Origin of the sequence: Pararcticibacter amylolyticus, assembly GCF_003130405.1 — a bacterium.
GTDB classification, from domain to species: Bacteria; Bacteroidota; Bacteroidia; order Sphingobacteriales; family Sphingobacteriaceae; genus Arcticibacter; species Arcticibacter amylolyticus.
On sequence record NZ_QEAS01000025.1, the window covers coordinates 45,329 to 59,333 of the forward strand.

The following is a 14,005-nucleotide window of genomic DNA, read 5'->3' on the forward strand; positions in this document are numbered from 1 at the left end:
TCAATGAGTGTATTAGTAAATAAAAATTCGAAAGTTATTGTTCAGGGCTTTACCGGAAACGAGGGTACCTACCATGCCTCCCAGATGATTGAGTACGGAACTCAGCTGGTGGGGGGTGTGACTCCCGGAAAAGGGGGACAAACACACCTTGACAGGCCGGTTTTCAATACAGTGAAAGATGCTGTGGATAAAACAGGCGCTGACGTCTCCATCATTTTTGTACCTCCTGCATTTGCTGCTGATGCTATCATGGAAGCTGCAGACGCAGGGATCAAAGTAATCGTTTGTATTACAGAAGGTATTCCCACCAAGGACATGATCGTGGTGAAGGAATACATAAAAGATCACGACTGCACACTGATCGGCCCCAACTGCCCGGGAATCATCACAGCTGATGAGGCTAAGATCGGTATTATGCCAGGCTTTATCTTCAGAAAAGGATCTGTGGGTATTGTTTCCAAATCGGGAACTCTTACCTATGAGGCTGTTGACCAGGTGGTAAAGGCAGGCCTTGGAATAACCACAGCTATTGGTATCGGCGGGGACCCTATCATTGGTACGCCGACTGTTGAAGCGGTTAAACTCTTGATGATCGATCCTGAAACTGAAGGAATCGTGATGATCGGCGAAATCGGCGGAGGCATGGAAGCTGAAGCGGCACGCTGGATCAAAGAAAACGGAACGAAGCCGGTAGTTGGCTTTATTGCCGGCCAGACTGCGCCCGCAGGCCGCCGTATGGGGCATGCCGGAGCGATAGTAGGTGGCGCAGATGACACTGCTGCTGCAAAGATGCAGATCATGCGTGAGTGTGGCATCAGGGTGGTAGAGTCTCCTGCTGAAATAGGGGCTGCTATGGCTGAAGAGCTTGCAGCAGTGAGTAAGTAGACGCTCGCAAAACGATTAAGATTAACAATAAAAAGAAGCTGTCTCCTATGTTTGTTTCAAGCAAATGCAGGAGCTGGCTTCTTAAATTAAGACAAAAAAAGGCCCGGCGGTTACATCTGCACTAAAATTAAACGCTTGCTCTCTGCCGATATCGGTATAGCGTTCGCTTCCCCCTTATTGCCGGAGTAAGAAAGATCTTCGTCGATTGATTTTGGAAGGCGAAGATGGCAGATATTCACGAAGGATTCATGGCTAAGCCCTGCTCTGCCTTCTGTACGGAAGTTCCTTTCTTATGTTCTCCGCGTTTGGCCTTCTTCTTGAATTTACGTCCATACCAGACTAAGAAGCCTGTTACCGGCAGGCTGGCCCCTATGAGGGAAGCCAGAAATGCAAGGACCTTTCCCGGGAAGCCCAGGATACTGCCTACATGAATATCGTAGTTCATCTTCCGGAGTTTACCTCCAAAGGATGCATTTTCATAGGAAATAGAGTAGACGTCTTTACGATTAAATTCTTTGAGAGTATGCTGATCAAATGAATATCCCTGCCTGCTGTAGAGCTGCGTTTTATCCGGATACACTGTAATATCTATGCTGGCTTTTTTCCTGGATGAATCAGGGAACGAGTAGAAAAAGCCGGTTGATCCGGGATGTCTTGTCATCACCTTTTTCCAGGCAATATCCATAGCCTGGGTAGGTGTATAATGCCTGTTAGCCTGCAGCGAGTCCGACTCGAACCGCTCAAACTCCGCCAGTTTATCCCCGCCGCTTGTCGCCCAATACAGGCCTTTGCTGAACCATTCAATTCCCCAGACCACCCCGGTAAGAGCGATTGCCAGAAGGAACAAAAGAGAATAAAACCCGAGTACATTATGCAGGTCAAGGTTAAGGCGCTTAAACGAAGCTCCCCATTTAATTTTGAAGCTTTTCTCCCGCGTTGATTTGGTCCATTTTTGGGGATACCACCATATCAGTCCGGTAATCAGTATCACTACAAAAACCAGCGTACCGTAGTTTACGATCAGCCTCCCGGCTTCATATGGGAGCCATAAAAAACGGTGCCCGTTGATGATAAACCGGAAGAAATCAACATCTCCTTTCTTTCTGACAGTGGTGCTTATCACCTCGCCGGTGTATGGATTGATTTTGAGAAGCGTACCGCCGGCTCTTCTTCCCCGCTCTGCAGGATTTTGAAGAGTCAGTTCAATAGCCCGGTCTTGCCGGTAATAGGCATATGAAGCTACCTGACCGGGGAATAAGCGTGTCCCGATCGAGGAAAGCTGTGCCGGCGACAGGACAGGCTTGTTCTGGTATTTTATATTAGCTTCCGGCTCCAGCAGTGCCGTGATCTCTTCGTTGAACACCCATATACAGCCGGTGATACACACTATAAAAACGATGATGCCTGAGATTAATCCCAGCCATAAATGCAGCCAGTTATTAACTTTCCTGAAAACTGAACTTTTGTCCCTGCTTTTCACTACAGATGGGTCTTTTATCGGCATCATCGTTCTGTGATTATTCTTTTACTTAGATTTCAGATATTGTACTGCGGTAATAACACCTCCTTCTACTTTTAATCCCTGAGTAGCTGTGTGAGTGGAAGCGTCAATTTTATAGATGTATCCCCAACCCTCTTTCAGGTTTACACCAATATATCCGTACCGGCCGTCTTTAGGAGTATAATTGTTATTGGTAATGCTGTAGATCTGGTCAACCGGCGGCAGGCCATCAACCTTAGTAAAGGTTTTGTTGACGACGTTTACGATCCCTATATTTTTACCAATCGTGTAGTTTCCTTTTTCCGCCCTGGTGGTTGCGTTCACAATAAAGTTATTATTTCCGATGTAAAGCCAGTTTGTAATGTTCATACCACCCGATGCCGCTTCGAAGTCGAAGAAATAGCTGCGGTCGAATTCATCTGTACCAGCTTTCAGCCTTGTAATAGCCGATGGCTTTGTAGATGTCAGCACTTTATTTTTAATAGCTACCGAAGCAGAAAACGCGTAAACATCTCCGTTTTCTACCACAGCCAGGCCATCAGTAAAATAGCGCCCGATGAAACTGGTGCGGTCGTCGGTAATGACTTTTTCTAATTGCATACCGGGATAGGAATAAACGGCAATCCATGCTCCGTCAGGATGGTTTGTTCCAAACACCTCATCGCCGCTTGCTACAATAGAGAAATAGGGTGCATACACCTTATTACCCACCTGCTTGATCCAGCTGAAGAATGCCGATTCACCATTATTTGAGGGAGTGTGTACATCCACAGTTCCTTCGCCTTCAATAAGCAAACTGTTTGTATTGACACGATACCAGTTAGCCAGAGGATTAGCAATATTTCTCGGAATCTTAACCAGCAGCAGATCATCATTTACGGGAGCGAAAGCCTGGACGGTTTCAGTTCTGAAATTCGACTTCTTTGTCAGCTTTCCATTAATATTTTCATAGGTGGTTACAGCGCCCGGATTTTGCTGTCCATAGAGCATGCTGAAGAACTTTCCGTTATGGGTAACATAATACCGGTAAGTACCATCCTGCTCGATACCGTTTTCTTCAGTGGAGATTTTACCTGATTCAAGCTGAGGTGTATTTATCAGATAATCGGCAACACCGGTTGAAGCAGCGGGCGTCACAGCCAGAATAAAGTCGCCGCGGGTTGCCGTAGTTTCATTTTCATCTTTTGAGCATGAACTAACCACTATCGCCATGGCCAACGCCGCAGCTGTCTTTTGGAGAATTGTTTTCATATTAATTATGATTGTTTTTGTTAAAGAAGTATCGGAGATTCAAATAGAAGGCACGGCCTGGCTTTTGCAGGCTGAAGTTGTCATACAGGTCGGCATTTGTAAGGTTTTTACATTCCAGCGCCACATTATAGCGGCCTCCTGCAAGGCTGTATACAAAGTTGACATCATGGCTTAGCTGCTGCGCAACCTCGCGCTTCTCAGCATCAGCATCTTTGGCACCACGACTTGGCCAGTATAGCCAGAATGCATGGACATAAAGGAGGTTATACCCGATTGTGAGGCTATTATTTTTTCTTCCCACGTTCTTAAGAGAGACTGAAACATCACCGTTCCCGAAAAAGTAGGGAATATTAGGCATCTGATCCCTGTATAATGGGCTTACACCAGTATACTCCGGCTCATACTTCTGCAGGTTCCTGAGAAACTGGTAGGTCACTGTTGTGCCTGCCGACAACCAGTCTTTATAAGAGTACCTCACCTCTGCATCTCCGCCCCAGGTACTAACACCCTCACGGTTATCTGCAATCAATCTCGCCTGATTAATATCCAAACGATTATAGATAAAATCATCCGAGCGGCGGTACACTGCACCGGCAGCAACATAAAAATTATTGTTCGTATTAACAGAGAAACCATAACCCGCACCGAGATTCAGGTTATTGCTCTTTTCCGGCCTGAGGCCCGGGTTTGCATTCTGATTTTCCACATCACCAAAGATCTCGTTCGCTTCAGGCATCCGGTTAGTCAGCTCATAAGATGATTTAAGCTGGAGATTTGGAGTAACAAAATACGTGACGGCAGTTCCATAGCCGATCTTATTCATACTGGAATTGCCGGCGGTTTTTCCCTCATTAATGATGTTCTGGTAGATATACTTACCAAAGATAGTCGCGCTCCATTTATCCCTGACGTCGATACTATAACCCAGTCCGAGCACGTTTTTATCAGTCTTCTTCTTTCCCTGAAATGCATCGTTAGCAGGATTGGCAGCATCACGGCCCTTCCTGTTGAAAGTAGAAAACACATTACTGAGGGCAATTGACTGAGTCTCACTGATCCGGTAATTCAGCATCGCGGTAGCCAGTCCATTATTGTTCTTGTATTTGGAAAGCGTCCTTCCGGATTCTCCATTTGCGCCCAGGGGTTTAAAAGAGCCGTACCAGTCAAAATTCCCGTTGAGCGTATCAATATTCCGTTCTGTGCCTAAATTATAATTGGCATTGATTGTCAGGTCTAGTCCCTTTGCGATATTGGTCTTTTTATACTTCAGGGAAGGCATGATGATGTTCCCCCTGCGATGGCGGCCACCAAATACTGCCTCCATGCGGGCTCCCGTCTGAATCTCTTTATAATTCTGCCCCAGGGTGATACCAAGTAATAATTTATCGGCATAGGACTTATCCACAACCCCTATATTGGCTATCAGGGTCTCATTATGGTAAGTATCATGGAACCTTCTTAATCTTGCTGCCGGAGAAAAGGCTCCGGTATAGATATCCCAGGCTTCGACTTTCACTTTGTAATCATTGTCCGAATAGTTTTGAAAAGCATTAAGCTGAACTGTAAAGCCGTTTTTTGAAGTAACGGCAGCGTTGATTACACTCCGGTGTGTGTTAAAAGAACCGTAAGAATAAGATGCATCCACATAATTTCTGTAACGATCACTTGTGACGATATTGACGGCACCTCCCAAAGCGTCCGATCCAAGCCACATAGGCACCACGCCTTTATAAACCTCTACACGGTCGGCTACATTGATCGGAATATTGTTAATCTGGAAAGACGACCCAAAATTATCCATCGGAATTCCGTCAATAAAGTAACGGATGTGATTACCGGAAAAACCGTTGAGGGAGAGATTAAAATTCGATCCCACACCACCCGACTCACGGACCCTGACTCCGGCTACCCGGTCTAAAGCAGATGAAATATCAAGCGTGGTATTATATAATTTCCTGGCATCGACAGCTGTAACATTAAAGGCCTGCCTGTTTGTTTCCTGCGCTATAGTCCTTCCGGTAACGGTTACGGTTTCCATCTGCTCTGTACTTTCGGCAAGTGCAACATTAAGCGTCGTCTCCTTACCGGATTCAATGGACAACTCCTTCTCCTGCGTTTTAAAGCCAATAGCCTTAATCATCAGGATGTAAGTGCCGGGTTTAATGTTCTTAATGCGGTAATGACCGTCGTGATCAGAAATGGTCCAGAGAGAAGAATTTTGAAGTCTGACAGTAGCTGCGGGAACAGGTTCGCCCCTGTTGCTTTTCACAAACCCACTCAGATTCTGAGCTTGAGCCTTTATAGAAAATACGAGGGCGCACAATACCCCTGTCAGCAAAAATTTGTTAATTTGCATCACTTTTTAATTCCAATTGAAAGTAGTCCGGGAAACCGGCAGCCATACGGGTCCGAACCGTGTGGCTTTTTTTTACTGCTGCAAAAGTAAACTTATTTAGATCAATTCCAAAGAAGAAGCTATTTATTCAAGCTTCTTTCCACCGTTGCTTACTCCGCCCAGCAGGGAAGAGATGATACCGGAAGCACATCCTGCCCGTGTAGTATCAGAATTAAATAGAGAATGCCGACTTTAAAAGCTGCTAAACTTAAACTGCCGGTCTTTTCTCATATTAACGTCCCGAAAAAAAAAAAAAGCGAAACCGCCTCAAATCTAACGTTTGAGGCGGCTTCGCTTTATTGTTATGTTCCTTTAAACCTTATGCCTGCTGCTTCATCTTAATGATATTCAGCGCCGCACCAGCCTTAAACCATTCGATCTGCTGCTCATTATAAGTGTGATTTACCGCAAATGAGTCAGATGATCCGTCTGCATGATGAAGAACAACCTTTAACTGGCTGCCCGGAACGAAAGATGTTAATCCTTCGATATCAATGATATCATCTTCCTGGATCTTGGTATAGTCATTAGGATCAGCAAAGGTAATGGCAAGCATCCCCTGCTTCTTCAGGTTGGTCTCGTGGATACGGGCAAACGATTTTACCAGAATAACCCTTACACCCAGGTGACGTGGTTCCATTGCTGCGTGTTCACGGGATGAACCTTCGCCATAGTTCTCGTCACCTACTACTACTGTTCCTACACCCGCAGCCTTATATGCGCGCTGAGTAGCAGGAACAGGGCCGTATTCGCCTGTGAGCTGGTTTTTAACATTATCTGTATTGTCATTGAAGTAATTGACAGCACCGATAAGCATATTGTTCGAGATATTGTCGAGATGGCCCCTGAATTTAAGCCATGGCCCGGCCATCGAAATATGATCTGTTGTACACTTTCCTTTTGCCTTAATCAGCAGTCGCAGACCGTGAAGGTCGGTTCCTTCCCATGCAGGGAACGGAGCTAATAACTGAAGGCGACTCGATTGAGGATCAACAATTACCTGCACACCGCTGCCGTCTTCTGCCGGGGCCTGATATCCTGCATCTTCTACAGCATATCCTTTTTCCGGCATTTCCAGGCCAGTCGGCTCATCCAGCTTTACCTGCTCGCCCCTTTCATTCGTAAGGGTATCAGTGAGCGGGTTAAAGGTAAGATCTCCCGCTATAGATAACGCTGTTACAATTTCAGGAGAGGCAACAAAGGAGTGCGTATTCGGGTTACCATCATTACGCTTCGCAAAGTTCCTGTTGAATGAGGTGATGATAGAATTTTTACGGGTAGGATCATCTGTGTGGCGCGCCCATTGGCCGATACACGGACCACATGCGTTTGCCAGCACAACGCCTCCGATTTTCTGGAAGGTGTCCAGGTATCCGTCACGTTCTACAGTATAGCGGACAAGCTCAGATCCGGGAGTTACAGTATATTCTGATTTTGCTGTCAGATGTTTGTCTACCGCCTGCTGTGCAACTGAAGCTGCCCTGGTAATATCTTCATAAGATGAGTTGGTACATGATCCGATCAAACCAACTTCCAGCTTAGCCGGCCAGTTGTGCTCCTTTACAGCCTGGCCAAATTTAGAGATCGGCCATGCCAGGTCGGGAGTGAAAGGTCCGTTCACATGAGGCTCCAGCTCAGACAGGTTAATTTCGATCACCTGGTCAAAATATTGTTCAGGATTCGCATACACTTCTTCATCTCCTGTTAAGTAGCTGCCTACTTCATTGGCAAGATCTGCGATATCAGCGCGGCCTGTGCCTCTCAGGTAGGCTTCAGCCTTTTCATCGTAACCGAAGATAGATGTAGTAGCACCAATCTCAGCTCCCATATTACAGATAGTAGCTTTACCGGTAGCCGACATGGAGCGGGTACCTTCTCCAAAGTACTCCACAATACAGCCTGTTCCTCCTTTTACGGTCAGCACTCCTGCCACCTTCAGGATCACATCTTTAGGGGCTGTCCATCCGGACATCTTGCCTGTCAGCTTTACGCCGATCAGTTTTGGAAACTTCAGTTCCCAGGCAAAGCCGGCCATTACGTCGCAGGCATCAGCACCACCCACTCCGATTGCGATCATTCCCAGTCCGCCGGCATTGGGCGTATGTGAGTCGGTACCAATCATCATCCCACCCGGGAATGCATAGTTTTCAAGTACCACCTGGTGAATGATCCCGGCTCCGGGTTTCCAAAAGCCTAAGCCATATTTATTACAAACGGATGAAAGAAAATCATAAACTTCTTTATTGGTATTTGCGGCAGTTTCCAAATCCTGAACAGCACCTACCTTCGCCTGAATAAGGTGATCACAGTGTACAGTCGACGGAACAGCAACCTGTGGTCTCCCTGCCTGCATGAACTGCAATAGCGCCATTTGCGCGGTTGCATCCTGCATGGCAACACGGTCGGGAGCGAAATCCACATAAGACGCGCCTCTCTTATAAGCTTCGGTTGCATCGCCATCCCATAAATGGGAATAAAGGATTTTCTCAGTAAGTGTCAGGGGTCTTCCAACAACTTTCCTGGCAGCGTCAACACGCCCGGCAAGATTGCTGTAAACCTTTCTTATCATTTCTATATCAAACGCCATTATTTTGTGATTTTTAAGGTGTTCCAATAATTTAACTCTCTACAGGAGTTATAGTTCATGCGAAAATACAAAAAATACTAAAAAATGACCGGGATCACTTTTGTCAATTTTTATTTGGAAAAATTCTAAATACAGTACGGGGAGGAGTTGTAAGTGGTGAGTTGAAAGTGATAAGTTATAGACAAAGAGCTTATTGAATTAGACGTAACTTATCGAAGATTCCCTACAGCGTTCCAAACTGGTATCCCTTTTCCTTCCAGGCTGCTAAAGCTCTTGGAAGTGTGTATTGAAGCCGGTCGAAAGCTTTGAGGCTGTCATGGAAAACAACGATAGAACCTGGCTCCGTAGTTCGGAGGACGTTCTTAAGACAATTTTCCGGGCTAAGCTGCTGGTCGAAGTCGCCGCTGAGAACATCCCACATAATGATCTCCAGGTCCGGGATTACTGCACACAATTTGCGGATCTGTGATTTCTTAATCCTGCCATGCGGAGGCCTGAACAAATGAGATGCTACAAGCTGGTGACATTGCAGGGCATTATCAACGTAAACATCATCATCGGTATCCCAGCCCCTGAGATGATTAAAGGTGTGATTGCCGATGGCATGCCCCGCCTCTGCAACCTCGCTGAATATGTCAGGATGCTTTCGTATATTATCGCCGATGCAGAAGAAAGTTGCTTTCGCATTGTACTCTTTTAAAGAATTCAGTACAAAAGGTGTAACATTGGGGATCGGTCCGTCGTCAAATGTTATAAAGATGGTTTTTGTATCGTTAAGCTTCCTCCAGGTAAGAGTCGGGTAAAGTAACCTTAACCAGAAAGGAGTCTTAATTAAATACATGATAATAGAATTAAAATTGAGTACAATACTACAAAATAATTACTTTAGAGGAATGATCTTCAAAAATACTTTATCAGCGCAGGTGAAAGGACAAGCAATTGCGCTTCTGTTGATCTTTACGGTATTTGGCACAAAAGCTCAGGAAAGAATAACACTTCAGCAGGCGGTAGAGCTCACGCTTCAGAATAACCTACAGATTAAACAATCAAAGCTAAGTGAAGCACTCTCTCAGGAAAGCCTGAAGGAGTCGAAGCTTTTCTTTTATCCGACACTGAATGCAGGAGCAAACCTGAACTTCAATTTCGGGCAAAATGTGGACCCTCTGACCTACGAATATGTCAATCAGCAAACGACCTCTTCGAACGGAAGTATCACTGCCGGACTGCCCATTTTCCAGGGATTCAGGTTGTGGCACCAGGTTTCTCAATATAAATATCAGCTTGAAGCAGATAAAAGCAACACCAAAAAGATCCAGAACGACCTGGCGCTGACAGTGGTAACTACCTACCTCCAGGTGCTGAGCAACCAGGACCTGCTCACTGCCGCAGAGCAGCAGCTTGAACTGGCGAGGCTTCAGCTCGACCGGGAGCAGAAACAATTTGACGTGGGGAGCAAAACTCTTGCTGACCTCTCTCAGGCAAAAGCGCAGGCTGCAACGGCTGAACTGAATGTTACGAATGCGAAGAACCAGGTGGATATCTCCTATTTGAATCTTGCCCAGCTCATGGAGAGGGATCCGGGGAACCGCTTTGAGGTTGTAAAGCCCGTTGTCAATCAGCTTGGCGACATCAATAATGAAAAGGCAGCTGAAATTTACGGAAAAGCGGTAGAAAACTACCCGGATATCAGCCTCGCAAAATACCGGACGCTGACTGCGCAAAAAGCTGTGGATGTAGCCAGATCTGCATTGTATCCCAGGCTAACATTTCAGGGCAATATTGGTTCGGGATACTCCAGTAACCGGACACGCGTAGTAAACAGAACCGCAACAGGTAGTTTCAGCCCTATAGGTGTGGTGGAAGGAACGGATCAAAGGGTGGTTACTCCGGATTATATCAGTGTAATAGAAAAGACAAAATTCGGGGATCAGATTGACGAGAACCTTTACCAAAGTCTTGGTTTTACTCTAAGTATTCCGATCTTTAACGGGCTATCGTCAAGAATCGGCCTTCGCAGGGCTAAGATTACCTACCAGAATGCTGTTGTTACGGAACAGCTTGCCAGGAACAGTTTCAACAAGATCATCTATCAGGCAGTAACTGACCTGCGCGCAGCTGAAAGTAATTACAATTCTGCTAACAGCGCTTACGAGTCTTCTAAAGATGCATTTAATGCTATCCAGCAACGCTATAGTGTAGGGCTTGTGAATTCTCTGGATTTCAACCAGGCGCAAACTGACCTCAACCAGAAGGAATTCAGTTTAATCCAGGCGCGTTACAATCTGATATTCAGGAATAAAATCATCGATTTTTATTTAGGGAACCCTCTGACCTTCTAATATATATTCAATCAAATGGCAAAGCAAAAGAAAAAGAATACGTTAAAATACCTGATCATCGGAGCGATCATACTGATTATTATTGCAATAGCTGGAAGTAAGTTAGGATGGTTCGGAAACGGGGATAAAATTCAAATAGCGACCGAAAAAGTACAGAAGCGGACAATTACCGAAACGGTATCTGCCAGTGGTAAGGTACAGCCGGAGACAGAGGTAAAATTAAGCTCTGAAGTTTCAGGGGAAATTGTTGAACTGGCCATCAAAGAGGGAGATGTAGTAAAGAAAGGCCAGTTATTATGTAAGATCCGCCCTGACATTCTTGAGTCGGGCTATAACCGGACCGTGGCTTCGCTGAATACCCAAAAAGCTACGTTAGCCTCTGCCCAGCAACAACTGAAACAAGCGGAGGCAAACTTTAAAAACACCGAGGCGAGTTACAAAAGAAGTGAAGAACTATTCAAAAAGAAGGTACTTTCGGCCGCTGAATACGACGCTGCACAAGCGCAGTACCTGAGCGCAAAAGCCAATCTGGAAGGACTTCGCCAGAATATTATCGGCTCAAAATACGGAGTAGCTCAATCTGAAGCTGTGGTAAAAGAGGCAGCCGACAATCTGGCCCGTACTACCATTTATGCACCTGTTGACGGGGTTGTTTCAAAGCTTTCTGTTGAATTGGGCGAACGGGTTGTGGGAACTGCCCAGATGGCAGGTACCGAGATTATGCGGCTGGCCAACCTGAACACAATGGAGGTCAACGTAGACGTAAATGAAAACGACATCAACAGGGTTTCTTTAAACGATCCGGCCGAGATTGAAGTAGATGCCTTCCAGGGTAGAAAGTTTAAGGGAACTGTCACAGAAATAGCGAGCTCTGCTAACGTTGCAGGAACAAGTGCCGATCAGGTAACAAATTTCACTGTTAAAGTAAGGATTCTTCCGGAATCGTACACCGCCCTTTTGAGGCCCAACGATAAGAACCAGTCGCCTTTCAGACCCGGTTTATCTGCCACGGTTGATATTCATACAGAGGTAGCTTCAGGCCTTTCCGTTCCGATCCAGTCTGTGACTACCAGGGATGAGAAAAAGGAAGAACCTGAAAAGAATAAGTCAAACAGCGAGAAGAAAACCAAAGCAGCGGAAAAGGTACCTGTAAAGGAATGTGTCTTTGTTTATCAGGCCGACGGCATTGTAAAACAGGTGATCGTTAAGACCGGTATCCAGAACGACACCTATATACAGGTCCTCTCAGGCCTTAAAGAAGGTGAAGAGGTTGTTTCAGGGCCTTTTACAGCTATCTCCAAAACACTTAAGGATGGTGCTAAGGTTGAGAAAGTAAGTAAGGATAAATTATTCGAAGGAGACAAGAAATAACGGATAATACAGGCATGGGATTTTAGATAACATATCTCATATCTGGCCTCCGGCCTCAGAACTAACTAAAAAATTCATTAAACTTGTCCCGGTAAATACCGGGATTTTTATTTTATGGAGCAAACAGCGAAAGTAGCAGTTATAGGCGGAGGAAGTTGGGCGACGGCAAATATCAAGATGTTGCTTGACAACCGTACTGATAAAGAGGTTTTTTGGTGGATGAGAAACGAAGAATCGATATCGCACCTCAGGCAGTATGGACACAATCCGAACTATTTAAGCTCTGTAGAAATAAGGGTTCCGGCTGAAAATATCAGCAATAACCTCGAAGAAATGCTTTCTCAGGCGAATATGGTATTGCTGAACGTCCCCGCAGCATTCCTGCCGGATGTACTGAACAAGGTACCCGCCGGGATATTTAAGGGCAAAAAGATCATCTCCGCAATTAAGGGCTTCGTTCCGGAGGATCACATGATCATCGGGGAATTCATGAATAAAAAATATGATATCCCCCTTGAGGATATCGTAGTGTTAAGCGGCCCCTGCCATGCTGAAGAAGTGGCTCTTGAGAAGCTCTCTTATCTCACTATCGCCTCGGCAGATCCGGAACTGGCAACCTGGTTTGCCTCCCTCATCAATACGCGCTATATCAAAACAAATGTATCAGATGACATCTATGGTACTGAATACGCAGCGGTATTGAAAAACATTTATGCAGTGGCCAGCGGCATTTGCAATGGCCTGGGATATGGGGATAATTTCCAGTCTGTTCTGATATCCAATGCCATCAGGGAAATCATGCGGTTTGTAAATGCCGTACATCCTATTGACCGCGACATAAAAGAATCTGCCTATCTGGGCGACCTTTTGGTTACGGCTTATTCTCAGTTCAGCCGGAACAGGCTGTTCGGCAACATGATAGGTAAAGGCTATACGGTTAAATCGGCCCAGCTTGAAATGAATATGGTTGCTGAAGGCTTTTATGCTTCAAATTCCCTTCACCAGATCAACAAGATCCACAAAGTAAATATGCCTATTTGCCGGGCTGTATATGCTATCCTCTATGAAAAGCATTCCCCGCATATCGAGATGAGGCTCCTTGCAGATCAGCTGTCCTGATTTATAAAAACTTCCGCTTCTTTTATTTGTTACCTTTTTAACCGCCGCATACGGCGTTTTCAGGCAATAAATACACTTTAAACAATGTCACTATGAAGAAGTTAGTAGTTTTAGGCGTTGGCGCCGGGGCGGCAGCTGCAGCAATCGTTGCCCTTATGTACAGGAGAAAAGATGGTACCCGTCTTGCCGATGGTTTGATTGATTCGGCCAGAGGATTAGGAAATCGTTTAGTGGAATATGGTAATCAAATTAAAGACCGCCTGCTGCATAACGTAAAGGGGCCTAACGGCGAACCGGTGTACCTGGATATGTACGACAGGCAGTTTTATGAAAATGACATGGGACACCGGGTATATCTGGAGAATGATTAAGCATACATCCGGCGTTTAGCTTTTAGCTTATCAGGGAAATTCCCGGCAAGCTAAAAGCTAAATACCAAATGCTGTTCGCTTCTTTTACCAGCGTTTGCGGCGTTCATGGTCTCCGCCAGATCTTCCATGACCACGGTCTCCGCCCCGATCACTACGATCTCTGCGGTTGCCTGAGAAATCACGGAA

General features: G+C 45.6%; 10 protein-coding genes. 5 read left to right on the forward strand and 5 right to left on the reverse strand.

Annotated elements, in window-relative coordinates:
* Nucleotides 1-3 precede the first annotated feature (3 nt).
* Nucleotides 4-885, forward strand: coding sequence for a succinate--CoA ligase subunit alpha (sucD, locus tag DDR33_RS22375; RefSeq protein WP_109418032.1), 882 nt, complete (start codon nucleotides 4-6; stop codon nucleotides 883-885).
* 235 nt (nucleotides 886-1,120) lie between these two features.
* Here sucD and DDR33_RS22380 read toward each other — a convergent pair whose 3' ends face one another.
* The 5 genes from DDR33_RS22380 to DDR33_RS22400 form a co-directional block, all read right to left on the reverse strand.
* Nucleotides 1,121-2,392, reverse strand: coding sequence for a PepSY-associated TM helix domain-containing protein (locus tag DDR33_RS22380; RefSeq protein WP_238387902.1), 1,272 nt, complete (start codon nucleotides 2,390-2,392; stop codon nucleotides 1,121-1,123).
* Between the two features lie 18 nt (nucleotides 2,393-2,410).
* A complete protein-coding gene (locus tag DDR33_RS22385) occupies nucleotides 2,411-3,637 on the reverse strand; it encodes a DUF4374 domain-containing protein (protein WP_109418033.1) in 1,227 nt (408 codons plus the stop codon).
* 1 nt (nucleotide 3,638) lies between these two features.
* Complete coding sequence (locus tag DDR33_RS22390) at nucleotides 3,639-5,993, reverse strand: TonB-dependent receptor (protein ID WP_109418034.1); 2,355 nt, start codon at nucleotides 5,991-5,993, stop codon at nucleotides 3,639-3,641.
* Between the two features lie 358 nt (nucleotides 5,994-6,351).
* Complete coding sequence (locus DDR33_RS22395) at nucleotides 6,352-8,619, reverse strand: aconitate hydratase (protein WP_109418035.1); 2,268 nt, start codon at nucleotides 8,617-8,619, stop codon at nucleotides 6,352-6,354.
* A gap of 223 nt (nucleotides 8,620-8,842) precedes the next feature.
* Nucleotides 8,843-9,460, reverse strand: a complete 618-nt coding sequence (locus DDR33_RS22400; protein ID WP_109418036.1) for a polysaccharide deacetylase family protein — start codon at nucleotides 9,458-9,460, stop codon at nucleotides 8,843-8,845.
* Here DDR33_RS22400 and DDR33_RS22405 point away from each other — a divergent pair.
* From DDR33_RS22405 to DDR33_RS22420, 4 genes are all read left to right on the forward strand, one after another.
* Nucleotides 9,459-10,958 (forward strand): TolC family protein, encoded by a 1,500-nt coding sequence (locus DDR33_RS22405; RefSeq protein WP_238387903.1) that lies wholly within the window; start codon nucleotides 9,459-9,461, stop codon nucleotides 10,956-10,958. The two genes, DDR33_RS22400 and DDR33_RS22405, sit on opposite strands and share 2 nt — an antisense overlap.
* 15 nt (nucleotides 10,959-10,973) lie before the next feature.
* Nucleotides 10,974-12,329 (forward strand): efflux RND transporter periplasmic adaptor subunit, encoded by a 1,356-nt coding sequence (locus tag DDR33_RS22410; protein WP_109418038.1) that lies wholly within the window; start codon nucleotides 10,974-10,976, stop codon nucleotides 12,327-12,329.
* A gap of 114 nt (nucleotides 12,330-12,443) precedes the next feature.
* Complete coding sequence (locus DDR33_RS22415; protein WP_109418039.1) at nucleotides 12,444-13,448, forward strand: NAD(P)H-dependent glycerol-3-phosphate dehydrogenase; 1,005 nt, start codon at nucleotides 12,444-12,446, stop codon at nucleotides 13,446-13,448.
* Nucleotides 13,449-13,540: 92 nt separating this feature from the next.
* Nucleotides 13,541-13,819, forward strand: a complete 279-nt coding sequence (locus DDR33_RS22420; protein ID WP_109418040.1) for a hypothetical protein — start codon at nucleotides 13,541-13,543, stop codon at nucleotides 13,817-13,819.
* Nucleotides 13,820-14,005: the final 186 nt, after the last annotated feature.